We start from the raw sequence: 24,633 nt of genomic DNA, 5'->3' as shown, positions 1-24,633 counted from the left end.
TTTCTATTCTTCCTCAGCCCCCCCTCCGGCGACATGCAGAGCAATCTTCTCGCGCGCCAGCAGTGCGGCAATTTCTCGTGGCGGCGGCGCATCGGTAAACAACGCATCGATGGCATCAATACGATTCACCCGCACGAGAGCGCTGCGCCCGAATTTGGTGTGATCCGCAACCAGAAAAATCCGGCGGGAATTTTCAATGATGGCTTGGGCGACCTTGACTTCGCGGTAATCGTAGTCAAGCAATGAGCCGTCACGGTCGATGCCCGAAATGCCGATGATGCCGTAATCCACTTTGAACTGACGAATAAAATCAATGGTCGCCTCGCCGATTATGCCACCGTCACGCGGGCGCACGATGCCGCCGGCAATAGTGATTTCGAAGCTCGGGTTGGCACTGAGCAGCGCGGCCACATGCAGGTTGTTGGTGATCACCCGCAAGCCCTCGTGGTCGCGCAGGGCTTTGGCCACTTCCTCCGTCGTCGTACCGATGTTGATAAAAATCGAGGCACGATCGGGGATGTTTCGGGCCACCAGCGCGGCGATGCGCCGCTTCTCTTCAAGGCACAGCACCTGGCGGGCTTGATAGTCGACATTCTCCACGCTCGATGCCAACCCTGCGCCGCCATGGTAGCGGCGCAGCAAACCCAGCGCACAGAGTTCATTGATGTCGCGGCGGATAGTTTGCGGCGTCACGTCGAAAGCTTTGACCAGATCTTCCGTGGCGACAAACTTTTGTTGTTGCGCCAACTCCATGATCTGCTGCTGACGAGGAGTCAAAGCGGGTGGATGGGGAGTCATTTTTTCACGCCTTTCTTTCGTAAACGAAAATAAGAAAACATCAACGCAGATTTTGGCATTTTTTTTTAAGGGTGTCTACTCTTAATACTTTATGCCAGGAATGACGGTGCGTAAGAAATTGTCGCCAATTCATTTGAAACCAAACGGAAATTTCCAGCTTGTGCCATGGAAGATAAAAAAAATTCCGATTTCGTTTTTTTTCGTTTACACCGTGACTTGCTTGTTGTATGTTCGCATTAGAACATTTGAGGGGGAAGGTTTCCCAGAGCGAGCAACGAATACGCAGGCGAAACGCAAGCCCAGGAGGCGCTTATGGCACGAAAAGATATCATCCGCAACCTGCAACAGGATACACCCTTTGATCTGCTGGTGATCGGCGGCGGGGCAACCGGCAGCGGTATCGCCCTTGATGCCGCGAGTCGCGGCATCAGGACCGCACTTATCGAGAAATACGATTTCAGCGAAGGAACCAGCAGCCGCAGCACCAAGCTGGTGCATGGCGGCGTCCGCTATCTCGAAATGGCGATCAAGCGCCTCGATCGAACCCAATACAATCTGGTCAAAGATGGCCTTTACGAACGCGGCGTCCTACTTAAAAACGCCCCGCATCTGGCGGGGCGCCTGCCTCTTGTCACACCTCTCTACAGCTGGATGGAGGTGCCATACATCTTTGCCGGCCTCAAACTCTACGACATCCTCGCCGGCAAAATGGGGATCGGCCGTAGCCGCATTGTCAGCCGCAAAGAGGCTTTGGAGCGCTTCCCTATGCTCAAGGCCGAGGGGCTCAAGGCCGGCGTGCTGTATTACGACGGCCAGTTCAACGATGCCCGCATGGCGGTGACCCTGATTACCACGGCCTTGCGCCAGGGCGCGGTGACCGCCAACCACGTGGAAGCGATCTCGCTGCTTAAGGAGAAAGGGCGGATAGCCGGGGCGGTGGTGCGAGACAACATCTCCAAGCAGGAATTTACCGTGCGCGCCCGCGGGGTGATCAATGCCACAGGCCCATTTGCCGACAGTATCCGGCGCATGGATGAGCCCGAAGCCGCACCGATTCTGAAAGCCAGTTCGGGCATCCACATCGTGCTTGACAAGCGCTTTGCGCCTCCCGCAACGGGCTTGATGATTCCCAAGACCGAAGATGGTCGGGTGCTCTTCATTCTGCCCTGGCAGGGGCATGCTTTGATCGGCACCACTGACGAACCGGCGGACATCGTCGACCATCCCCGTCCCAAAGACGAGGAAGTCGCCTACCTTCTGCGCCACGTGCGTCAATACTTCAATCTGGAGATCGGTCCACAGGACATCAAGTCGACCTGGTCGGGACTGCGCCCGCTGCTGGATGATCCGCAAGCTGTCGATACGGCGCGCTTGGCTCGCGACCATATCATTCAGGTGAGCAAGTCCGGCCTTCTCACCATGGCGGGCGGCAAGTGGACCACCTACCGCAAAATGGCCCAGGATGCCGTTGACCATGCCGTAAAGACCTTTGCTCTGGCCCCGGAAAAAAACTGCCACACCGACCATCTGCCTCTCATCGGTGCGAGCGGTTTTGAAGAGAAGGGCGACCTCAAGCTGAGCTCTGACTTTGCTCTTGACGCTGATATCGCCTCGCATCTGCACCGCGCATACGGTAGCGAAGCGCTCAAAGTTGCAGAGTTGGCGCAAAAAGGTTTGGGCAAGCGCCTGCACCCGGAGCATCCGGTGATCGAAGCCGAGGTGGTCTACGTCAGCCGGCACGAACAGGCCGAGCGGGTGTCCGATGTGCTGGTGCGCCGCACGACTCTGGCCTTGCTCGATAAAGAGGCGGCCCGCAACGCCGTGGAGAGAACGGTTGAACTCATGGCTGAAGAACTCGGCTGGGACGAGGCACGCTGCCGCGACGAACGCAAGCTGTGCATCCAGTTGCTTGAAACCGCTATTTGAGCCACACGGAGACCATCATGAACTGTTATTCCTGTGCCAAGAAAAATCACATAATTGAGGCCGTGGCAGTGTGCTCGGTCTGTGGCAAGGGACTGTGTCTGGATCACGCCGTGGAGCGCGAATTGCCGTTGGTGCAGCGCGTTTCGGGATGGCTCGATCAGTCCCTGGTGCATATCCTATGCGCCGACTGTGCCCGGGTAAAGACCTTGACCGACTGAAGAACTCAAACAGTGGAGCGGGCAGAACCATTCAGTCGTCCGGGCAGGCGTCTCACGACGGCGACGCCGAGGTCGCACAGCTGCAGGCAAACCGGCAAGGAGGTGTGAGTGATGCCCTTAGGCAATATCTTTGTTGGAGAGTTTCTCGGCACGATGATCCTGATTCTTCTCGGCAATGGCGTGGTTGCCAATGTTGTACTGGAAAAATCTAAAGGACAGAATTCAGGGTGGATTGTTATTTCGGCGGGCTGGGGGTTCGGGGTCGCCATCGCGGTTTACGTCGCCGGTTGGATGAGCGGCGCGCATATCAATCCAGCGGTCACAGTGGGGCTTCTGGTGATTGGAAAAGTCACGGCGGGAGATGTTCCGATCTATGTCGCCGGGCAGTTCGCCGGGGCCTTCGCCGGCTCGGTTCTGGTATGGCTGGCCTATCTGGCCCATTGGGGCAAAACCGAATCGCCCGAACTCAAGTTGGCGGTTTTCTGCACGGCACCGGCCATTCGCTCCTACAGCCGCAATCTGATCACCGAGATTATCGGCTCGGCGCTGCTCCTGATCGGCGTGCTGGGGATTTTCAGCGCCCATAACGAGATCAGCAGCGGGTTCGGCCCTTATGCAGTGGGCATTCTGGTGTTCAGCATCGGTCTGTCTCTCGGCGGCCCCACCGGCTATGCCATCAATCCCGCGCGCGATCTCGGCCCGCGCATTGCCCATGCCCTGCTGCCCATTGCCGGCAAAGGCGGATCCGACTGGGCCTACTCCTGGGTACCGGTGGTCGGGCCGATCATCGGTGGAATTCTCGGGGCGTTTATTTATCAGATCGTTGTGAGCAGATTGATTGTCGGGTAAACCTAACAGGAGAATCGAAACAATAAGGGGAGGAACGTCATGGCGAAATACGTTGTCGCGCTTGATCAGGGAACCACCAGCACCCGCTGCATGATCTTCAATCACGGCGGAGAGATTGTGGCTCATCATCAGATCGAACACGAGCAGCTCTATCCTCAGGCAGGCTGGGTCGAGCATGATGCCATGGAAATATGGAAACGCACCAAAGACGTCATTCATGCCGCTATGGAGAAAGGTGGTCTGGTGGCTGCCGATATCGCCGCTGTCGGCATCACCAACCAGCGCGAAACGACCCTGGTGTGGGATAGAAAAACCGGACAGCCCTACGGCAACGCCATTGTCTGGCAGGACACGCGCACCGATAAGATCTGCCATCAACTCGCTGAGAACGGCGGCCAGGATCGCTTCCGCGCCAAGACCGGTCTGCCCCTGGCGACCTACTTTTCCGGGCCGAAACTCAAGTGGATGCTCGACAATGTTCCCGGCCTGCGCGCCGCGGCCGAGCGCGGCGACGCGCTGTTCGGCAATATGGACACCTGGATAATCTGGAAACTCACTGGCGGTCCCGGTCCCCAGGCCGCTCACGTCACCGATGTGACCAATGCCTCGCGCACCCTGCTGATGAACCTCGAAACCCTGGACTGGGATGATGAGATTCTGCAGGAGTTGGGCATTGAACGCTCTTTGTTGCCGGAGATCCGCCCCTCAAGCGATCCTGATTTTTACGGCATGACGCGCGCTGACGGTCCCTTCGGTGGGGAAATTCCCGTGTGCGGCGATCTTGGCGATCAGCAGGCGGCGACCGTCGGGCAGACCTGTTTTGAGGTGGGAGAGGCGAAGAACACCTACGGAACCGGTTGTTTTCTGCTGCTCAACACCGGCCACGAAATCGTGCAGTCCCAACACGGCCTGGTCACCACCCTGTGTTATCAGTTCGGCAAAGAGAAACCGGTTTATGCCCTTGAAGGCTCGATTGCCATCACTGGAGCGCTGGTGCAATGGTTGCGCGACCGTATGCGCCTGATCAACACCGCTGCGGATGTGGAAAACCTGGCCAAAATGGTTGACGACAACGGGGGTATGTATTTCGTGCCGGCATTCTCTGGATTGTTTGCGCCCTATTGGCGCAGCGAGGCGCGCGGGCTGGTGATCGGCATGACACGCTTCATCACGCGCGGCCATTTTGCCCGTGCCGCTCTGGAGGCCACGGCTTACCAGACGCGCGAAGTGGTCGACGCCATGGCGGCCGATTCCGGCGTGACGCTCAAATCCCTCAAAGTCGACGGCGGCATGACCGCCAATGAACTGCTGATGCAGATTCAAGCCGATGTTCTCGGCGTACCTGTGATTCGTCCCAGGGTCTCTGAAAGCACGGCTCTGGGTGCCGCCTACGCGGCGGGACTGGCCGTGGGTTACTGGAAAAACACGGGAGATCTCAAGAAGAACTGGGGAATCGACAAAACCTGGCAGCCTTCCGAGGACGAGACCCTGCGGACCAAAAACTACCGCATGTGGAAAAAGGCCGTGACGCGTACCTTTGATTGGTTGGAGTAGACCGTATACGATAGAATGGTGTTTGCAAAAATGCAAAATGGTGAACTTTTATATTTAAACACTTGGAAGTTTCTGAATTTGCAAGGTATTTACTTGATTCGCGCATTGATCACGCTGAGCTTTTTTGCAAAATTGCGAATATGAACATCCTGGCCAGCCGGTGGACATGGATCGCAAAGTACTGAAAAAACAGAAAAGGACTGCTTTAGAACGTTTTTTTATGTTTTGGTACGGGGGTTGCTGATAGAGAAAGGAGATATTGATGAGCAGCTGATTTCAGCAAAGCGATGCTGCGAACCAGGCATTCGCTTTCCGACCAGGAGGTTGACGATGAAGGCAAAAATCAATGGCGTGCAGATCGGCTACGACGATTTCGGCAAGGGCCCCGCGGTCTTGTTCGTTCATGGCTACCCCCTCAATCGAAAGATGTGGCGCCGCCAGGTGGAACCCCTGGTCAATGACGGTTTTCGCGTTATCCTCACCGATCTAAGTGGTTTTGGCGAAAGCGAACTGCGTGAGGATGCTGGAGATCTGCACACCCATGCCGACGATCTGGTCGGCCTGCTCAATTACCTGGGCGTCGGCCGCGCGGTGGTGTGCGGTATTTCCATGGGCGGCTATGTACTCTTTGATCTACTTGATCGCTATCCCAAGCGGGTGGCTGGGGCCTGTTTCGTGGTGACGCGCCCCGTGGGCGACGATGTCCAGGAACGTGTCAAGCGCGCAGAACTGCGCCGCGCTTTGGACAATGGTGAAACCGATCAGGTGCGAGAAGCTTTTCTGCGTGTTCTGATGACACCCTCAGCTCGAAAAAAGTCCCGCTCTCCAGACATGCGAGAGGTTTGCGAATGGGTACGTAGCGCCGAGCCACTCAGTCTTGCGGCCGGCCTTAACGCCATCGGTGGTCGCAAGGATTACACCAGCCTGCTCAAAAACTTCTCGCTGCCGACCCTGGTGGTGGGTGCCGAGCTGGACCGAGTGATTCATCCCCTGCATTCGGAAATATTGGCCCGGCATCTGCCAAACTGTTTTCGTGCGGTCAGCCTCAAGGGCGGGCACCTTGTCAATTTGGAAAAATTTCAGGCTTTTAACGGCCACTTGTTGGAATTTCTCCGTACCTTGGTCCCGCGATCGCGGGATATGGCAGAACCGAGCGTTCCATCCTCCTGAATTCCGAAAACCCAACGACCTGACAAAGCCCGCTTCAAGCGGGCTTTTTTCTGTAGTATTTGCCATCGTATTGGGATAGGTTTCAGAGTTTTCGGAGACCGCACATGTATCTTGTCAAGATAGTCCTGTTTTTAGCCTATTCCCTGTGTCTGTTATGGCTGTCCCTCACCTCGGCGCCACCCGGCGACGATCTCTATTGGCCCTGGCCGCATAAAGACAAAGTCGGACATTTTCTCGCCTACGCGCTGATGACCCTGCTGGGTGCCTGGACCTGGAGCCGGGGACATTTTCCGACAAAACGCGGTCTGCTGACGGGCCTGATTGTTGCCGCGGCCTTCGGAGCCTTAATGGAGCTCCTGCAGGGCACCCTGACCACTCACCGTCATGCCGAGGCGGCGGACCTCGTTGCAAATCTCGCAGGCAGCCTGACGGCTTTCGCCGCCGGCTGGTGGTGGCTTTCAAAAAAAAGAGTTTAACCCGGATCTCACGGATTCAGGTTTAAGGTTCGTGGGTTACCTCATTGAGGCAGTCCCAGGCAACCTCAACGACCTGCTCTAAAGCGCCCATGGGAATGTTGAGGGGCGGCATGAAATAAACGACATTTCCCAGGGGCCGCAACAGCACCCCCCGCTTGAGAGCTTTTTGATAAAGCTGAAAGCCGCGGCGCTGCTGCCAGGGGTAGCCCGTCCTGGTTTCTTTGTCCGTCACCATTTCGATGGCTCCCACCAGGCCGCAGCGGCGCATTTCTCCCACATGGGGATGGGCGGCAAAGCGCGCTCGTGCCTCTTCCAGCAAGGCCATGCGCGGCTTCAATTGTCCCAGCACGTCCTCCTCCTCAAAAATCTTCATGACTTCCACGGCAACGGCACAGGCCAGGGGGTTGCCGGTGTAGGAGTGTGAATGCAGAAACGCCTTGAGGGTTTCGTAATCATCGTAAAAAGCGCCGTAGATCTCATCGGTGGTCAGTGTGACCGACAAGGGCAGGTAGCCGCCGGTGATGCCTTTGGATAGACAGAGGATGTCGGGAGCCGTTCCCGCGAGTTCATTGGCGAAGAGACGACCGGTGCGGCCGAAGCCGACGGCGATCTCATCAGCAATATAATGCACCTGATAGCGGTCGCACAGGGCGCGCAGCTTTTGCAGGTAGACCGGGGAGTAGATGCGCATGCCCGCGGCAGCCTGAATCAGAGGTTCGATGATAACGCCGGCGATTTCTTCGTGATGGGCTGTAACGGCTTCTTCCATGGGTGCGAAGCACTCGGCGCTGCAGGTATCACGCTCCAGGCCGTAGGGACAGTTGAAGCAGTCGGGTCCCTGCACGGAGAATCCCTGCATGAGAATGGGGCGATAGGTATCGCGATAAAGATCGCAACCACTTACGGCCAGAGCGCCGAGAGTTTCTCCGTGATAGGCCTCGCTGATGGAGACAAAACGGGTTTTGCGCGATTTGCCGCTTTGCTGCCAATACTGAAAACTCATTTTGAGTGCCACTTCGACCGCCGCCGAGCCGTTGTCGGCGAAAAAAACCCTGGTCAGGTTGCCGGGCGCTTTATCGCACAAACGCCGCGCCAGTTCCACGGCCGGTTCGTGGGTGAAACCGGCGAAAATATGGTGAGCGATGCGCTGCGATTGCTCCTGCAGGGCGCGGTTGAGGCGTGGGTGGTTGTGCCCGAAGAGATTGACCCACCAGGACGAAACGGCATCGATGATGTGCTTGCCGTCGACGGTGACAAGATAGCAGCCGTCGCCGCGCGCAATGGGGATGGGTGGCAGGGTTTCGTGATCTTTCTCCTGGGTGCAGGGATGCCACACATGTTGGCGATCAAGACGCACAATCTCTTTTTCATCCATGGTTTAAATAATCTCCTCTCAACCTATTTCGAGGTCTTTTCGGGCCAGGCGAGGTTGCGCCGCAGGATAGAGTAGGTGGGCAACTTCTCGATCAGACCGGCAAGATTCTCAACCTTGCTCTGCTCATCTTTCGCAGCGACCCGGTTGAGAACCCCGAGCAGGTCTGTGGATGCCAGAGCGGCCAGGGTATGAGGGGCTTCACTCATGGCTTCGTCGGGGATATCCGGCATGCCGTTGAGAAGAAACCCGGCCACCGGCAAATCCATGGTTTGTGCGGAAAACACTGTCAGCAGGGTGTGATTGATGGTTCCCAGATCCGGTCGACAGACCACCAGCAGGGGCAGGCACATGGCCCGAGCCAGATCGGCGATGAGCAGTCCGCCTGCCAGAGGGACCATCAAGCCGCCGGCGCCTTCCACGATGACGAAGTCATGGTTTTCGCGCAAACGTCGGCAAGCCTCGAGCAGGGCTCCGAAGTCGACGAAAATCTTGTCTTTTTCAGCCGCGACCGCAGGCGCCAGGGGACGCCGCAGCCGCAGGGGGGCGACATCCTGCAAGGGCGCATCGCAGGTGGCGGCCCAACGCAGCAGGGCGGCGTCTGAGCCCTCAGCAGCAGGATCGGTCACACCTGTTTCAACCGGTTTCATCACCCCGACGCGCAAGCCCAGATCACGCAGATGGCGGGCGAGGGCGGCCGCGACCAGGGTTTTGCCCACGCCGGTGTCGGTGCCGGTGATGAAAATACCAGGCGCCAGAGGCTTTTCAGCAGGCATGGACTTGCACCTCGGCATCGGAGAACATCTGCAGATCAATTTCGGCGTTGCGTCCGGTGGTGGTCAGATAGTTGCCGACCATGGTGCCGCTGGCGCCGGCCATGAACATCCAGGATTGGAATTCGCGCAGATTGTGCTCGCGCCCCCCGCAGACCGCAATGCGGGTGGACGGAAGAAGATAGCGGAACAAGGCGATGATGCGCACACAATCGAGGGGAGTGAGGTGATTTGATCCCTCCAGGGGGGTGCCGATCACAGGATTGAGAAAGTTCAACGGCACCGAATCCACCTTGAGGTCACGCAGGGTCAAGGCCAACTCAACCCGCTGCTCGGCACGTTCACCGAGGCCGAAGATTCCTCCGCAGCAGACCTTCATACCGGCTTGTATGGCAACCCGCACGGTGTCCACATCCTCTTCATAATCATGGGTGGTGCAGACCTGGGGAAAAAAGGAACGTGCGGTTTCCAGGTTGTGGTGATAGGTAACACAGCCGGCCGCCGCCAAGGCTTGAGCGGTTTGTTCATCGAGCAGGCCGAGGGAGGCCGAGGGTTCGATGGATGTTTCTTGTCGGATGCGGCGGAGAGCCGCCAGAATGGTGTCCAGTTCACTGCCGGCGCTGATGGTCGTGCCGCTGGTGACGATTCCGTAGCAATGAGATTTGTTGGATGCGGCCGCATGGGCGCCGGCGACCAGTTCGTCTTCACTTTTCAGGGGATAAACCGGTGCCGTGGTGCGATGATGGGCTGACTGGGCACAAAAACTGCAATTTTCGCCGCACCGTCCCGACTTGGCGTTGATAATGGAGCACAATTCGATGCGGTCGCCGAAGGCTTGCTCCCGCAGGTGGTGGGCGCCCGCCAGGATTGTCGTCAAGGCGGCCCCGCGCGCCTGCAAAATGGCCAGTCCGTCATCCGCGCTCAACGGCTGACCTGCCAGAACTTTATCCAGAAAAGGGTTTGTCATCGCTTTCGCTCCCGCCGAAAAATTGACTGAAAATGGGTGATTAGCAAGTGATTATATGGAAGTCAGAGGCATTGTCAACCTTGAGATGTCATTCGGTTGACGATTGATCTATTCAAATTTCTACTATTTGTGGTTTTGTTTTCTCATATCGGTATTGACACGGCCTCGCCACAGTGATAGAACATCATTTTATTAAATATCTGGAGTTTTCTCATCATGGTAAAGAAGCTCATCGGTAAGAAGCTCAAAACAACGCGCTTGCGCAACGACCTGACGATTCAGGAACTTGCGCAAAAATCGCGTGTTTCATCAAACATGATTTCTCGCATCGAACGCGGCTTGACCATTCCTTCCGTGGAAATCCTGATGAAACTCGCCGACGCTTTCGGCATGAGTATCGGTTATTTCGTCGAAGAGGCCGAGAAGGGCACCATGATCGTTCCCACCGTGCAGCGCAGAGGCGAGCCGATCTTCTTTTTTGAAGATAAGCACCAGATCACCAGTCTGACCCACGGCATTCGCGACCCCAGCTTTACCGTTTTTTGCGATACCCTCGAAGAGGGTTGCAGCAGCGGTGAAGGGGGTATGGTCCACAACGGCGAAGAGTTTGCCTATGTTCTGAAAGGCAAAATGCAGTTTGTCATCGACGGCGAGAGTTATGTTCTGGAAGAGGGGGACTCCATTGTATTCAAGGCGTCCATTCCTCATCGATGGGACAATCTTCACGGCGGTCAAACCGAGATTCTTTGGGTCGTTTCTCCCGCACCGAATGTTTCGCAGTGAGCTTAGCTTGTTGCACTCAACTGTAATTTATTCGATTTTTCTGAAATCGGCTCAACCCAGTGGAGCAGTTCATGCGTATTAAGAAAATTGTCGGCAAGAAACTTAAGGCCATCCGCCTTAAAAACGACATGACGATTCAGGAACTGGCCGAGAAATCCGGCGTTTCTTCCAATATGATCAGTCGGGTCGAGCGTGGGCTGACCATCCCTTCAGTGGAAATTCTGATGAAGTTGGCAGGGGTGTTCGATAAGAGCATCAACTATTTCGTCGAGGAGGTCAGCACGACCCACGAGGTTGTGTTCACCACTCCCGGCAAGCGCGATACGACTGTGTATGACGACGAACATAATATGCACACGGAGTCCTTCACATCGGGACTGCGCGATCCGCAGTTCATGTCCTTCTTCTGCACCGTGCCTCCCGGGGGAACCAGTGGCGTGAAGCACATGTATCACCCCGGCGATGAATTGATCTATCTGGTTGAGGGAAGGTTGCGGGTCACCATCGCCGACGAGGAGTACGTGCTTCAACCCGGCGACAGCCTGTCCTTCAAGTCGCATCTGCCCCACCGCTGGGACAACGTCAGCGATCAGGATGCCAAGGTGCTCTGGACTCTTTCCCCATTTACCATCATTTAATCCGAAAATGAGTTTCCGCTATGGTTTTCTCCCGATTGTTCGGCCGCAAAAACCCCCTCGTTCAAATGCGTCGCGCCCTGCAGGACAACCGCTGGGCGGATGTCCTGCAGATTGGTGAAGGGATCGATCGCGAAGCCCTGCCAGAGGCGGATCGGCATGAATTCGAAACACTTCTCGGTCGCGCGGGCGACCATTTGGCGCAGCTTAACCTTGAAGAGGGTGAAGGCTGCCTGCGCGCCGGCGAAAATCTCAAGGCCCGCGAACACCTGGAGTTGGCTCTGACCCAAGTGCGCAATGCGCCTTTGCGACAAAAGATAGCCACCGCCCTGAGCACTTTTTCCACGGCCGGGGAGGCGCCTGTCGCGACCGCGAGCGCAACCGCCGCCCACTGCGCCTCCGGCGGTTGCGCTGGAAGCGGTGCGGTTTCTGCAGCCGCAGCCGATCCGCAGGTTCTCGATGAATCAAGTCGCTTCGAGCTGATTCTTGCCTCTTACCCACCCGAGTTGGCACAGCGCTACCTCGCTGTGTCGGAGCCTTTCCGTCAGGCCTTTCTCGCCACCCATGAAGGACGTGACCGGGAGGCTTTGGACCTTTATTCCCAAATTCCCGAAGCAGAGCAGGACGACCTGTTTTTTTTCGAACGCGGCTGCCTTGCGGCGCGTTCCGGCGACGCCGCTGCCGCGCGCCGCGACCTGGGTCGCGCCCTGGAGCTTAACCCCGCCCATGTTCAGGCTCTTGAAGCGCTGGTCACACTGGAACTATCCGACAATCAGCTTGAGCAGGCCCGCACCCATGCTTTGCGAGCCCTTGAGTCCGGGACGGCACCAGCTTTCTGCCTGTCCCGTCTGGCGATTATTTGCACGCGTCAGGGGGATTTGGATCAAGCCCTGGCATTTGCGCGGCAGGCGCTGCAGGGAGGTGGACGTCCCGATCCGGAGATCGTGCTGCTGACTTCCTCCTTGCTGGAAAAGCGCGGCGAACTCGCTGAGGCTGAACAGTTGCTTTCCACTCTTGGAGGCGGCGGATGCAAAGGGGGCGCTTCGGCTTATCTTGCCGAATTCTGGCTGCGCCACGGGCGTCATCTCGACAAAGCTCTGGATGCTTTCAACCAGGCGGCCCGACAGGAACCCGCCAACCCCCGGTGGCAGCTCAGAATTGGTGAGACTTACCTTGCCCGCGGGTGGAAAAAAGATGGACTCGCCCTGGTGGAGAAGATCATTAACCACCCCGACCTGCCCTCCGAGCTTAGGGCGGCGGCTGAAAAGCTGGTTTCGACTCCGGAAAAATCATGAAATTTTTTCGCCCTGTTGACACCTTTTTTTCAGGAGGTATATTTTTATAAAGGTTTTAAGGCGTTAGAGTTGTTTTTGGTTCGCGCCAAGGCGATTTTTATCCGGAGGCACCATGAACAAGTCTGAACTGGTGGAAAAGCTGGCTAGCAAGAAGAATCTGACCTACAAGAAATCAGAGGAAATTGTCAATCTGATCTTTGATTCGATGACCGATGCTCTGATTAACAGTGACCGCATTGAAATCCGCGGTTTCGGTAGTTTTGTGGTCAAGGATTACAAAGACTACATGGGGCGTAACCCGAAAACGGGTGAGGTAATTCACGTAAAGCCCAAAAAGCTGCCGTTCTTCAAGGTTGGTAAAGAGCTGCGCGAGCGGGTCAACAAAGGCCATTAAGCGCGCGGCCCTTGCTGGAAACAACACAAAAATCTACTTGCCTTGGGAAAAAGTCCGCCGTGGCTTGAAAGGTTCGGCGGTTGTGGGCGCAACTCTCGATAAAGCCCGGAAAAGCTTTTCTTTTCCGGGCTTTATCTGTTTTTGCGAAGGCTGCCCCTTTATCTAACGCACAGGAGAGACTCATGCTTATCCCTTTTTTTGAATCCACTCCCCATCTTGAGGGCGAAGTTTTTATTGACGACAGCGCCCGAATCATTGGGGATGTTCGCATCGGGCATCAATCAAGCGTGTGGTTCAATGTCGTTGTCCGTGGCGATGTCAACCATATCCGCATTGGTGAGCGCACCAACATTCAGGACGGCAGCGTGGTTCATGTCAGCCACAAGACCCATCCGACTTTTCTCGGAAACGATGTGACGGTGGGACACAACGTGACCCTGCACGGTTGCACTATCGGCGATCGCTGCCTGATCGGCATCGGAGCGATTGTCCTCGATGGTGCGGTGATCGGAGACGATTGCCTGGTAGCCGCCGGTTCACTGATCGCGCCCGGCACCCAAATACCTCCAGGGCACCTGGTTCTCGGCAGTCCCGCGCGGGTTAAAAGGGCCTTGAGCGATGAGGAACGGGCGCATTTGAAGACTTCGGCAGAAAACTATGTGGGCTACATGCAGCAGTATTTTTCTTTGCTTCGGGACCAGGAGAGAAAGAGGGGTTGATTTTATGGATAAAAAATAATATGATTGCTCTAATTTTTTAGGCAATCCTATTATTCCATTCCCGCGTAAAGCCCGGGCCGGGGAAAGAGGCTGCATGAGAACCACCGCCGTTAAGTTGCTCATCATCGGCTCGCTCGCCCTGTGGTTGAGCTTTCCCGGGTCTAGTTACGCAGTCCCCACGCAATATGGCGACACCGGCCTGTTGTCCCAACCAAGTGCCGACACTCTGGACGCCGGCAACCTCAGTTTCGGCGTATGGCTTAATCACTCGGACGGCGATGCCGGCAGCGCAACGATTATGCCGACATCCCTTACCCTGGGCCTGGGTTCCTTTCTGGAGGTCTACGGCTCCTATCCCAACCTGCTATTCAACGATGACGACCTGAGCAGCGGGCGCGGCGATGTCAGTCTTGGCTTTAAGGCCCGCGTCCTCGGTAAGCGCTCCTCACCCTTTAAGCTGGCCTTCGATATTCAGGGGCGTCGCTCCGTGTCCGACGACCCCGGACGCGATGGAATCAACAGCTACCTGAGCCGCATGATCGCAAGTTATCGCCCGGATCGTTTTGGAGTCCACGCCAATGTTGGCTATCAGGGCAACGAAAGTCCGGTAGACGCAGACTATGGCAACCAGGTAGTGATGGGCGGCGGCATTGAATTCTATCCCAGTTCACGCGCCCGCCTGATTGCCGAAGTGGGTTACTCCACAGAGAAGGAAAAGGGCCGGGGCGAGGAGGGTGAAGCCATGATCGGGGTGCAATACTTCGCATCGCCGCACCTGACCTTCAACCTCGGGGTCGGCGTGGGACTGACGGATGCCACCCCGGATTGGCGCGTTCTTCTCGGGATGTCGACCACTCAGGGCGTCGGCACCTACTTCGTACAGGTGCCGCGCTTGATCCAGGCGCCCGATCCTGTCGCCGCAGCGCCGGGAGTGGAGGCGGAACCGGTGCCCGGCATCCGGCCGCTCTCGCCGTTGCTGGCAACCCAGGCCCGACCCCGTGCCCTGACCGGGGTGGAGTTGCATGAAATGCCGGTGGCGCCGCCCACGTCGGCTGCGGATGTGATTCTAACGCCTGCGGAACGTCTGCCGGAGACTGCGGCTTCCTCGGTACGGACCCGCGCTGTCAGTCCTCTGGCCCCCATGACGACCGCACCGCAAAGACCCGCGGGAGCAGTTTCTGAACCTGATGCACAGGTGGACGAGGAGCCCATCCGTACTTATGTCTATCGTAAGTTCAGGCTGCCTGAGTTCAGCTTTGACTTTGATCAGTACAGCCTGTCCGACGAGGGCAAAAAAGCTGTTTCGGAAATCATCGCCGACCTTCGCAGAGAAGGGCGCTGGTTTTTGCTGCGCATCGACGGCCACACCGACAACGTCGGTTCCGCGCAATACAACACCAGGCTGTCGGTGCGACGGGCTATCGCCATGGGTTCCCACATCGCTACGCATGAAGGATTGGATCCGACCCGCATTTTCGTTAAAGGCCATGGGGATACCCAACCCCTGGCCGACAATCAGACAGCTGAAGGACGCAGTACCAATCGGAGGGTCGAAATTCTGGTGCTGCTGCCGAAGGCTGCAAACCCATGAGGTCTCTTCTGGTCGGCTTCTGGATAGCGTTTCTCTGCTTTGCGGCAGTGGCGCAATCACCGCCACCCGAGGCGGCGGAAACGGAAAATTATTTCGCCGACCGCCGGGTGTTGGGCACGGTCAATTTTGATCAAGATTCACATCAACTTACCGAGGAGGGACGGCGGGCAATCTCGGCCCTGGTGCCGCAACTGAGAAGTCTTGAAGAGCCTCGCAGGCTGGTGCGCATTGAAGGCTTTTCGACCTCTTGCGGCAACGCCGGTGACAGGGTGACATTATCCATGATTCGGGCCAATGCGGTCGGCGAAGCGATCAGGCAGCGCTTGCCGAAATTCTCCCCGACGCTAACCGGCCATGCCGTGGCGATCGGAACTGCCGGGAGCCTTGCACCGGACCGTGTGGAAATCGTTTTATATGATAATCTTCTCGATATTGATACGGTCGATATTCAAGAGGCCATCACGCGATAACCGCAGGGGATCCAATGGCTTTTGCTGGTCTTGAAAACTGTGCTTTGCTCAAGGGCCTCGACGAGGGGGAGCTGGTCCTGCTGGCTGATTCCTTCAATGAAAAGACCATGGTTGAAGGAACCACCGTCTTTATCGAAAACATGCCCGGGGAAAGCCTCTATCTCATCCAAAGCGGTGCCGTGCAAATCTCGAAGGCAACCGCCGAAGGGGAGGAGCGAACGCTGATCATTCTGGGTCCGGAGGAGGTTTTCGGCGAGCTGGCTGTTGTGATCCAGGGCCGCCGTCCGGTGACGGCGCGTATTGTCGAAGCCGCCTGTCTGCTCAATCTGACCCGAAAAGAATTCAACCGTCTTTGCGATCGCCATCCCCGCCTGGGAATGAAGCTGATGCGCAACATCCTGCGGGTGTTCAGCGAGCGAGTGCGAGCCGCTGAAGAGGATTATCACCAGATGCTGCGTTTTGCACTGGGCAAATCGCCTCACCATGCCGGAGGTCACTAAAAATGAATCGAGTAATTCTGATAATCTTGTGTTCCTTTGTGTTTCTCGGCGGCTGTGGCGTCAAAGTGGTGCCACAACCCCTGGCCGGTTCCCAGGTTGATCCTTCTGACGGATCGGTGACCCAGCAACTGGAACAGATGAGTCTTACCGTCAGGGTGCAGGATCTGGAAGTGCGTCCTTACCAGATGGTAGAGAATCTAACTTCCTTTTGGATCGGCTTCGATAATTCATCCAATCAGGGTGTACCTCTTTCCCTCGACGGTTTTTACCTGGTCGATGGAGGCGGCAATCAGATGCGTCCGGTTACGCCGAAAAAAGTCCACGAAATGATTGCGCGTGATTCCTTCTATCTGATTCCTTATCCCTATGTGGGCTTTTATTATCTTCAGGATGCCGTCCGCGTCTCGCGCGCCGCTGATTTTGACAGCTCCCTGCCTTATTTTCCCCAGCGATTTCCCCAGGATCTCTACACGCAGGCTCTGCCTGAAGGCGTTGTTCTACCCGGCGGCCGTGTTTCCGGGTTGGTTTATTTCGTTGCCGATTTGACCCGCATGAAGTCTTTTGAACTACGTTATTTCCTGCCCGGCACACCTCTATCTGAAGACGCCGATTTTCGCTTCCCCTTTTCCGTTGAAAAAAACTGATCTATCCGCTATATTCAGCCCGTTTTTTCAAGGACTGCGTGCCCCGTTCATTCCCGCCTAAACTTCATTCTTCCCGGGCGACCGGGGAAGAGGGAACTCCATGTTATCTGTCCTGCTTGATGAAACCCTGATCTTCATGCTTCTCGGTGGCCTTGGCCTGTTTCTTTACGGCATGAAAATCATGTCGGAGGGCTTGCAGAAAATCGCCGGCGACCGCATGCGGCAAATTCTTGCGGCACTCACCAACAACCGCTTCATGGGGACATTGGTTGGAATCGGGGTAACCACGATCATTCAGTCTTCGAGCGCCACCACCGTCATGGTGGTGGGTTTTGTCAATGCTGGGCTGATGAATCTGATGCAGGCCATCGGTGTGGTATTGGGCGCTAATATCGGCACCACGGTCACGGCTCAGATTATCGCCTTCAAAATCACCAAATATGCCTTGCCGGCCATCGGAATCGGTGTTTTTCTCAAGCTTTTCTGCCGGAAAAAACGTGAATGGGGTTATTTTGGCGAGGTGATTCTCGGTTTTGGCTTGTTGTTTTTCGGTCTCACCATCATGCGCGAGGCCTTTGATCCCCTTCGCGCCAGTGAGGAGTTTCGGACTTTTTTTCTGCTGATCGGTGACAACCTCTTGCTGGGGGTGCTCATTGGCGCGATCATGACCGTAATCGTGCAGAGCAGCACCGCGATCATCGCCATAACCCTGGCCCTGGCCAGCAGCGGCCTGTTGACCTTCGAGGCAAGCGTTGCTCTGATTCTGGGCGAAAATATCGGCACCACCGTCACCGCCAATCTGGCGGCGATGGGAACCAATCTGGCCGCACGACGCACTGCTTTGGCGCACTTTCTGTTTAACGCCATCGGGGTGACTTACATGCTGTTGTTGTTTCCGTTTTTCCTCCAGATTATTTCGGCCATAACTCCCGGCGACGCGGATTTTGTTTTGCAGACCCAGGCTCAGGCTGATGCTTTCGGTGCCGGCCTCAAGGAGGGAGAGAAGCCTTACATAGCCCGCCACATCGCCAATACGCATACTCTCTTCAATATCATCAATACGCTGATTTTCCTGCCTTTGGTCGGGATTCTGGCAAAATTGACGACAATAATGATTCGCGGCGAGGATGCCGTCCAGGATTTTCATCTCAAGCACATCGATACACGCGTACTCAATTCGCCGCCGATTGCATTGGGACAGGCCCGTGCCGAAACCCGTCGTATGGGGCTTATTTGTCGTGAAATGGTTGAAGAAACCATGGCGTATTTGCACGACAATGACAAAAAAAGGCTTGAAACTCTTGAGAAAAAAGAGGAAACCGTCGATCTCCTGCAAAAGGAGGTGACCAATTTTCTGGTGGCGCTCTCTCAGCAATCAGTCTCCTCGCAGATGCACAAGGAAATCGCTTCGCTCATGCACATGGTTAACGACCTGGAGCGCATTGGCGATTACTGTGAGAAAATCTGGCTGCTGGGGCAGCGCAAACAGGAACAGAAAATAATCTTCTCCGGCACGGCCGATCAGGAAGTTGCCGACATCGCGCAAAAAGCGCGGGATTTCCTGGCTTTCATTATCGATGCCGTAGAGCGGGAAGACACTTCGGTCATGGAAAAGGCCGAATTTTTCGAGAAGAGCATCAATCAGGCTGAGGAAGTCTATCGCAATGGGCATATTTCTCGACTCAATACTGGCGAGTGCGCCGTGCTGCCCGGACTGATCTTCATCGATATCCTGCACAGTTTCGAAAAGATCGGCGACCATACCTTCAATGTGACCAAGGCACTGGTTGGGCGCAAATAAATCCCTGGGCGCCCGCCTCAAAGGCGGGCGCCAACCCCGTATAATCCTGAATGAAATTGACATCTCCCCGCGCTTGATCTATATTCCCGGTTCTGCTTAGACTCTCCAAATTCAATCTTTGAACGGCACTCTGGAAAGGACATCCATGGACAAGACCATTCTTTCGGGCAACGAAGCCTTTGCCCGCGGGGCCTTTGAGGCCGGCGTCAAGGTGGCTTCGGCCTATCCCGGTACGCCCAGTACGGAAATTCTCGAAAACATCGCGCGTTCTTATCCCAGTATTGATTCCTCCTGGGCCCCCAACGAAAAAGTGTCCCTTGAAGTTGCCATTGGCGCCAGTTTCGGCGGCGCGCGCGCCCTTTGCACCATGAAACATGTCGGCGTCAACGTGGCGGCCGATCCCTTGTTCACGCTGTCATATACCGGGGTGCGCGGCGGCCTGGTGCTAATCGTCGCCGATGACCCGGAGCTGCACTCATCACAGAACGAGCAGGACAGCCGTCATTACGCACGCTTCGCCAAGGTACCCATGTTTGAGCCCGCGGACAGCGAGGAGGCACGCGCCTTTACCCGCCTGGCCTTCGAGGCGAGCGAGAAGTTCGATACGCCCATCATGGTGCGCTCGACCACCCGTATTTCACACTCCAAGTCTATTGTTCATCCCGAGGCACCGGTGGAAGGGCTGCCCGAGCCGAGTCTGGTGCGTGATCCAGCCAAGCTGGTCATGCTGCCCGGCAACGCCCGCAAGCGCCACTATTTCGTGGAAGAGCGCCTGGAGAAAATGGCCGAATGGTCCTGCACCCAACCCTTCAACCGCATCGAGGAAGGCAAAAGCGATGTTGGCGTCATTACATCCGGCGTGGCCTATCAGTACGCCAAGGAAGTGCTGCCTGAGGCTCAGATGCTCAAACTCGGTCTGGTTCATCCGCTGCCGAAAAACCTGATTCGCGAGTTCGCTGCGCGCTGCAAGACGCTCTACGTCATTGAAGAGCTCGACCCCTTCATTGAAGAGCAGGTGCGTGCCATGGGTATTGAAGTGCATGGCAAGGATCTGTTGCCCATCTGCGGGGAACTGACCCCCGGACGGGTCGCTGCCGGCCTGCACAAGAAGGAAATTCCCCAGGGATTCACGCCCACGGAAACCCTGCCGCAGCGTCCGCCCAACATGTGTCCGGGCTGCCCCCATCGCGGTGTGTTTTATCAACTCAATCGCCTCAAGGCGTATGTCACCGGCGATATCGGCTGCTACACCCTGGGTTTCATGCCGCCGCTCTCGGCTATGGACACCTGCGTATGCATGGGGGCCAGCATCGGCAACGCGACGGGAATCAGCAAGGTTCTCCCGGCGGAGGACAAGCAGAAAGTGGTCGCTGTTATTGGCGATTCGACTTTTCTGCACACCGGCATCAACGGCCTGATCGACATGGTCTACAACGGCTCCACCGCCACCGTGATCATCCTCGACAACAGCACCACGGGCATGACCGGCCGTCAGGACCATCCCGGCACCGGTTATAGCCTCAAGGGCGATCCCTCCTATCAGGTGGATCTCGAAGCTCTGTGCCGCTCAGTCGGTGTCAAGCACGTCTATACCATCGATCCCTACGGTCTTGATGAGACCCGCGACCTGATCAAGCGCGAGATGGAGCGTCCCGAAGTCTCCGTCATCATCACGCGCCGCGCCTGCATGTTGCACAAGCGCGACCTCATTCAAAGAAAGCCGCCGCTTTTTGTCGATGCCGAGAAATGCACCGCTTGCAAGGCCTGTCTGAAGCTTGGCTGTCCCGCCATAAAGTGGAATCCGTCTGCCGGAACCAAGGGGCAGGCGCAGATTGACAAGTTGGTCTGCGTGGGATGTGAGGTTTGTATGCAAGTCTGTAAATTCGGTGCCTTCGGAGTCTGCCATGAAGAATAAAGTACAAAACATCCTGCTGGTCGGTGTCGGTGGGCAAGGTATCCTGCTCGCCAGCGAAATTCTCTCCGAAGTGCTCATGCTCGGCGGCTATGACGTCAAAAAAGCCGAGGTGCACGGCATGGCTCAACGCGGCGGCAGTGTCGTCTCCCATGTGCGTTACGGTGAAAAGGTTTATTCACCCATTATTCCCGAAGGCGAGGCGGACATCCTCTTCGGTTTTGAGCTTCTCGAATCTTACCGCTATCTGCCGCTGCTCAAGAAGGATGCACAGGTGGTGGTCAGCGACCTGCAGATTGTGCCCCCGGGCGTGGCCCTGGGCAAGGAAAGCTACCCCGAGGATGTTCCGGGCAAAATCCGCGCGGCCTTCCCCCGCAGTCGCATTGTCAACAGCATGGATCTGGCCGTGCAGGCCGGCAATATGCGTACCGTCAACACCGTGTTGCTCGGCGCGCTATCGACGATGATGGATATCGCCGAAGACGCCTGGGTTCAGGCCATGAAAAACCGGGTGCCCGCAAGATTTCTCGACGAAAACCTGAAGGCGTTTTCCCTGGGACGCCAGGCCTAAATAAGGTGATAAGTGATGAGTATCACCCATCACTGCATTTAAGAGGTTGCCATGATCTGGAACGATGATTTTGAAACCCTGCCGCGCGAGGCCATTGAATCCCTGCAATTCAAACGACTGCGCCAGACCCTGGAGCGGGTCAGCGCCACGGTGCCTTTTTACCGCGAGCATTTTCGTCGTGCCGGCGTCACGCCCGATCAACTCAAGAGTCTCGATGACCTGCAGCGCTTTCCTTTCACACTTAAGCAGGACATGCGCGACAATTACCCCTACGGGCTGTTCGCCGTGCCTCTAGAGCAGATCGTGCGCATCCATGCCAGTTCCGGTACCACCGGCAAGCCGACGGTCGTCGGCTACACCCGCCGCGATATCGACACCTGGTCTGAACTCATGGCGCGCTCTTTTGTCGCCGCCGGTGCCCACAAAAGCGATGTCATCCACAACGCCTACGGCTACGGCCTGTTCACCGGCGGTCTCGGAGCCCACTACGGCGCCGAACGCCTGGGCGCCTCAGTCATTCCCATGTCCGGCGGCAACACCAAAAAGCAGATCATGATCATGCAGGATTTTGGCTCGACGGTTTTGACCTGCACCCCTTCCTACAGTCTGTTTCTGGCGGAATCGGTTGCGGAGATGGGCCTTGATATACGCAATTTCAAGTTGCGTATCGGCATCTTCGGTGCCGAACCCTGGAGCGAGAAGATGCGTGATGAGATCGAGGTCAAACTCAACTTGAAGGCCATCGATATTTACGGGCTTTCCGAAATCCTCGGACCGGGCGTCGCTATTGAGTGCTACGAAGCGCAAAATGGCCTGCATATGTGGGAAGACCATTTTCTGCCGGAAATTATCAATCCCGAAACCGGAGAGGTGCTGCCCGATGGGGAAAAGGGCGAACTGGTCATCACCACCATTACCAAAGAGGGCATTCCCCTTATCCGCTATCGCACCCGTGACATTACCCGCCTGATCGCCGAACCTTGCATCTGCGGCCGCACCCACAAGCGTATCGAGCGACTCAGCGGGCGCAGTGACGATATGCTCATCATTCGCGGGGTCAATGTCTTTCCCTCGCAGATTGAAAGCATCCTTATCAACATCGAGGGGATCGAGCCACACTACCAGCTTATTGTTGATCGCGACGATAACCTCGATACCCTGGAAGTGCAGGTCGAAGTCAACGAGCGAACCTTTTCAGATGAAATCAAGGTCTTACAGGAGTTATCCAACCGCATTCGCAAGGAAATCAAGGATCTACTCGGCGTAACCTGCAAGGTGCGCCTGGTTGAGCCCAAGTCCATAACCCGTAGCGAGGGCAAGGCTAAACGCGTCGTCGACAACCGGCCGCAACTCTAAGCCAAGAGAGGGGAGAGCCATGAAAGTCGAGCAGATTTCCATCTTCATCGAAAACAAATCGGGTCGCCTGGCAGAGGTCACCCGGGTTCTGGGGGAGGCAGGCGTCAATATTCGCGCTCTGTCCCTGGCTGATACCTCAGATTTCGGCATTCTGCGGCTGATTGTGGATAAAACCGATGCAGCCAACGAAGTGCTCAAAAGTAAAGGATTTACCGTCAACAAGACCGCGGTGGTCGCGGTTGAAGTACCGGATCGTCCGCTTGGACTCAGCAGTATTCTTCAAGTCCTCGATTCTTCGCGCATCAATGTTGAGTACATGTATGCCTTTGTCGAGCGCTGCGGGGAGAATGCAGTGATCATCTTTCGCTTTGACGATACCGAAGGCGCAATCCAGGTATTGACTGCGAAGGGTGTGAATGTCTTGGCGGGTGAGCGAGTCTATTGCATGTAGAACGAATGGTTGTGGCCGTATTTCTCGAAACGGATTGAGGCTTTTCAGGAAGGTATGGCATGAGGATCTGGGATCCCGATCGCGAATGCATGGGGCGCGACAAACTCGAAGCGCTGCAATTCGAAAACCTGCGTATCACCCTTGAGCGCGCCTATCGCAACGTTCCCTGTTACCAGAAAAAGTTTCTGGAAACCGGCGTCAGCGCAAAAGACCTACAACAACTTTCCGACCTGGCCCACTTTCCTTTCACCACCAAGGAAGACCTGCGCCTCAATTATCCCTATGGGATGTTCGCCGTTCCCTTGCGCGAAGTGGTGCGCATTCATTCTTCTTCGGGGACTACGGGCAAACCCACCGTGGTCGGGTATACGCGCAACGATCTCGACAACTGGACCGAGTTGGTGGCGCGCATGATGACGGCCGCCGGTGTAACGGCCGACGACATCGTGCATATCGCCTTCGGCTATGGCCTGTTCACCGGCGCTTTCGGCCTGCACTATGGAGCCGAACGGATCGGAGCCTCGGTGATCCCCATTTCCAGCGGCAACACCGAAAAGCAGATTATGATTATGCAGGACTATCAGTCCTCGGCCCTGGTCTGCACGCCCTCCTACGCGTTGACGATCGCTGATCACCTCGATCGCATGGGTTTGGGAGCGGACAGCCTCAAGTTGCGCGTCGGTTTGTTCGGTGCCGAACCTTGGAGCGAGGAAATGCGCCGAGAGATCGAAACGCGGCTGGGTGTTCTTGCCACCGATAACTTCGGGCTCTCAGAAGTTATGGGGCCAGGGGTCGCGGGGGAGTGTGAATTCAAGTGCGGCATGCACATTTTCGAGGATCATTTTATCCCTGAAATCATCGATCCTCACACCTGTGAGGTGCTTCCCGCTGGAGCGGTGGGCGAGCTGGTACTCACCACCCTGACCAAGGAAGCCTTTCCTATGATCCGCTATCGCACCCGGGATATCACGCGGTTGCATTACGACACCTGCCAATGCGGACGCACCCTCGTGCGCATGGAAAAAACCCGTGGGCGCTCTGACGACATGCTCATCGTCAAAGGGGTCAACGTATTTCCGACGCAGATCGAAGAAGTGCTGTTTCAGGTGGAGGGCTGCGAACCCCATTACCAGCTGGTCCTTGACCGCGAGGGACATATGGATACTCTGGAGGTCCAGGTTGAGGTCAACGAGACAATTTTCTTTGATGAGATGAAAAAACAGCGTGAATTCGTCGGCATGGTGGAAAAACGCCTGGCCGCGACGCTGGGGCTTCGTGCGCGGGTGAAGCTGGTGGAGCCGACCTCCATACCACGCCACGAAGGCAAGGCCCAGCGTGTCATCGATCGCCGCAAACCTTGAATAACAATCGAAAGTTACAGAGGTTTTTTGTTTTTCACGGGTCGTTT

Annotated in this window: 25 protein-coding genes; 21 read left to right on the top strand and 4 right to left on the bottom strand. The window is 56.3% G+C overall.

Annotated elements, in window-relative coordinates:
* Nucleotides 1-3 precede the first annotated feature (3 nt).
* Nucleotides 4-798, bottom strand: a complete 795-nt coding sequence (locus tag GFER_RS01675; protein ID WP_040095488.1) for a DeoR/GlpR family DNA-binding transcription regulator — start codon at nucleotides 796-798, stop codon at nucleotides 4-6.
* A 312-nt stretch (nucleotides 799-1,110) separates the two neighbouring features.
* Between GFER_RS01675 and GFER_RS01670 the strand changes: the two genes are divergently transcribed.
* The 6 genes from GFER_RS01670 to GFER_RS17385 all read left to right on the top strand — a co-directional run bounded on the left by GFER_RS01670 (nucleotide 1,111) and on the right by GFER_RS17385 (nucleotide 6,991).
* Nucleotides 1,111-2,724, top strand: coding sequence for a glycerol-3-phosphate dehydrogenase/oxidase (locus tag GFER_RS01670; RefSeq protein ID WP_040095486.1), 1,614 nt, complete (start codon nucleotides 1,111-1,113; stop codon nucleotides 2,722-2,724).
* Between the two features lie 17 nt (nucleotides 2,725-2,741).
* On the top strand, nucleotides 2,742-2,942 hold the full coding sequence (locus GFER_RS01665) for a DUF2180 family protein (protein WP_052445847.1): 201 nt from the start codon (nucleotides 2,742-2,744) through the stop codon (nucleotides 2,940-2,942).
* A 111-nt stretch (nucleotides 2,943-3,053) separates the two neighbouring features.
* Complete coding sequence (locus GFER_RS01660) at nucleotides 3,054-3,791, top strand: MIP/aquaporin family protein (RefSeq protein ID WP_040095484.1); 738 nt, start codon at nucleotides 3,054-3,056, stop codon at nucleotides 3,789-3,791.
* A gap of 39 nt (nucleotides 3,792-3,830) precedes the next feature.
* Complete coding sequence (gene glpK, locus GFER_RS01655) at nucleotides 3,831-5,345, top strand: glycerol kinase GlpK (protein ID WP_040095483.1); 1,515 nt, start codon at nucleotides 3,831-3,833, stop codon at nucleotides 5,343-5,345.
* Between the two features lie 330 nt (nucleotides 5,346-5,675).
* A complete protein-coding gene (locus GFER_RS01650) occupies nucleotides 5,676-6,515 on the top strand; it encodes an alpha/beta fold hydrolase (RefSeq protein WP_040095481.1) in 840 nt (279 codons plus the stop codon).
* 104 nt (nucleotides 6,516-6,619) lie between these two features.
* On the top strand, nucleotides 6,620-6,991 hold the full coding sequence (locus tag GFER_RS17385) for a VanZ family protein (protein WP_052445846.1): 372 nt from the start codon (nucleotides 6,620-6,622) through the stop codon (nucleotides 6,989-6,991).
* Between the two features lie 22 nt (nucleotides 6,992-7,013).
* Here the strand turns inward: GFER_RS17385 and bioA are convergent, their stop codons facing one another.
* The 3 genes from bioA to bioB are packed head-to-tail and all read right to left on the bottom strand — an operon-like array spanning nucleotide 7,014 to nucleotide 10,103.
* Nucleotides 7,014-8,366 carry an adenosylmethionine--8-amino-7-oxononanoate transaminase gene (gene bioA / locus GFER_RS01640; protein WP_040095480.1) on the bottom strand — a complete coding sequence of 451 codons (1,353 nt, stop codon included), beginning with the start codon at nucleotides 8,364-8,366 and terminating at the stop codon, nucleotides 7,014-7,016.
* 23 nt (nucleotides 8,367-8,389) lie between these two features.
* Nucleotides 8,390-9,139: a dethiobiotin synthase gene (gene bioD / locus GFER_RS01635; protein WP_040095477.1), complete on the bottom strand. Its 750-nt coding sequence runs from the start codon at nucleotides 9,137-9,139 to the stop codon at nucleotides 8,390-8,392.
* Nucleotides 9,129-10,103, bottom strand: coding sequence for a biotin synthase BioB (bioB, locus tag GFER_RS01630; RefSeq protein ID WP_040095475.1), 975 nt, complete (start codon nucleotides 10,101-10,103; stop codon nucleotides 9,129-9,131). The genes bioD and bioB overlap by 11 nt, the downstream gene beginning before the upstream one ends.
* A 216-nt stretch (nucleotides 10,104-10,319) precedes the next feature.
* On the opposite strand from bioB, the gene GFER_RS01625 reads away from it, so the two are divergent.
* The 15 genes from GFER_RS01625 (at nucleotide 10,320) to GFER_RS01555 (ending at nucleotide 24,586) form a co-directional block, all read left to right on the top strand.
* A complete protein-coding gene (locus GFER_RS01625) occupies nucleotides 10,320-10,886 on the top strand; it encodes a helix-turn-helix domain-containing protein (protein ID WP_040095473.1) in 567 nt (188 codons plus the stop codon).
* Nucleotides 10,887-10,957: 71 nt separating this feature from the next.
* A complete protein-coding gene (locus tag GFER_RS01620; protein WP_040095470.1) occupies nucleotides 10,958-11,524 on the top strand; it encodes a helix-turn-helix domain-containing protein in 567 nt (188 codons plus the stop codon).
* 20 nt (nucleotides 11,525-11,544) lie between these two features.
* Complete coding sequence (locus GFER_RS01615) at nucleotides 11,545-12,816, top strand: tetratricopeptide repeat protein (protein WP_040095468.1); 1,272 nt, start codon at nucleotides 11,545-11,547, stop codon at nucleotides 12,814-12,816.
* A 112-nt stretch (nucleotides 12,817-12,928) separates the two neighbouring features.
* Entirely contained in the window at nucleotides 12,929-13,210 is a 282-nt protein-coding gene (locus tag GFER_RS01610; RefSeq protein ID WP_040095466.1) for an HU family DNA-binding protein, read from the top strand.
* Nucleotides 13,211-13,392: 182 nt separating this feature from the next.
* Nucleotides 13,393-13,929 (top strand): gamma carbonic anhydrase family protein, encoded by a 537-nt coding sequence (locus GFER_RS01605; RefSeq protein WP_040095463.1) that lies wholly within the window; start codon nucleotides 13,393-13,395, stop codon nucleotides 13,927-13,929.
* 94 nt (nucleotides 13,930-14,023) lie between these two features.
* Nucleotides 14,024-15,520: an OmpA family protein gene (locus tag GFER_RS19290; protein WP_040095461.1), complete on the top strand. Its 1,497-nt coding sequence runs from the start codon at nucleotides 14,024-14,026 to the stop codon at nucleotides 15,518-15,520.
* Nucleotides 15,517-15,990: an OmpA family protein gene (locus GFER_RS01595; RefSeq protein ID WP_040095459.1), complete on the top strand. Its 474-nt coding sequence runs from the start codon at nucleotides 15,517-15,519 to the stop codon at nucleotides 15,988-15,990. The genes GFER_RS19290 and GFER_RS01595 overlap by 4 nt, the downstream gene beginning before the upstream one ends.
* 14 nt (nucleotides 15,991-16,004) lie before the next feature.
* A complete protein-coding gene (locus GFER_RS17380; protein ID WP_052445845.1) occupies nucleotides 16,005-16,490 on the top strand; it encodes a Crp/Fnr family transcriptional regulator in 486 nt (161 codons plus the stop codon).
* Between the two features lie 2 nt (nucleotides 16,491-16,492).
* The gene (locus tag GFER_RS01585; protein WP_040095456.1) at nucleotides 16,493-17,134 is read left to right on the top strand and encodes a hypothetical protein; all 642 of its coding nucleotides are present in this window, start codon (nucleotides 16,493-16,495) and stop codon (nucleotides 17,132-17,134) included.
* 100 nt (nucleotides 17,135-17,234) lie between these two features.
* Nucleotides 17,235-18,935, top strand: coding sequence for a Na/Pi cotransporter family protein (locus GFER_RS01580; RefSeq protein WP_040095453.1), 1,701 nt, complete (start codon nucleotides 17,235-17,237; stop codon nucleotides 18,933-18,935).
* Nucleotides 18,936-19,080: 145 nt separating this feature from the next.
* Complete coding sequence (iorA, locus tag GFER_RS01575; protein WP_040095451.1) at nucleotides 19,081-20,850, top strand: indolepyruvate ferredoxin oxidoreductase subunit alpha; 1,770 nt, start codon at nucleotides 19,081-19,083, stop codon at nucleotides 20,848-20,850.
* Nucleotides 20,840-21,418: an indolepyruvate oxidoreductase subunit beta gene (locus GFER_RS01570; RefSeq protein ID WP_040095449.1), complete on the top strand. Its 579-nt coding sequence runs from the start codon at nucleotides 20,840-20,842 to the stop codon at nucleotides 21,416-21,418. Before iorA ends, GFER_RS01570 begins: the two co-directional genes overlap by 11 nt.
* A 51-nt stretch (nucleotides 21,419-21,469) precedes the next feature.
* A complete protein-coding gene (locus GFER_RS01565) occupies nucleotides 21,470-22,774 on the top strand; it encodes a phenylacetate--CoA ligase family protein (protein ID WP_040095446.1) in 1,305 nt (434 codons plus the stop codon).
* 19 nt (nucleotides 22,775-22,793) lie between these two features.
* Nucleotides 22,794-23,225 carry an ACT domain-containing protein gene (locus tag GFER_RS01560; protein WP_040095444.1) on the top strand — a complete coding sequence of 144 codons (432 nt, stop codon included), beginning with the start codon at nucleotides 22,794-22,796 and terminating at the stop codon, nucleotides 23,223-23,225.
* Nucleotides 23,226-23,284: 59 nt separating this feature from the next.
* Nucleotides 23,285-24,586 carry a phenylacetate--CoA ligase family protein gene (locus tag GFER_RS01555; RefSeq protein WP_040095443.1) on the top strand — a complete coding sequence of 434 codons (1,302 nt, stop codon included), beginning with the start codon at nucleotides 23,285-23,287 and terminating at the stop codon, nucleotides 24,584-24,586.
* Nucleotides 24,587-24,633 lie beyond the last annotated feature (47 nt).

This window comes from Geoalkalibacter ferrihydriticus DSM 17813 (genome assembly GCF_000820505.1).
In the GTDB taxonomy this organism is placed as follows: Bacteria; Desulfobacterota; Desulfuromonadia; order Desulfuromonadales; family Geoalkalibacteraceae; genus Geoalkalibacter; species Geoalkalibacter ferrihydriticus.
The sequence above is the reverse complement of the archived record's forward strand: the minus strand, read 5'-3'. Positions and strand labels throughout refer to the sequence as shown.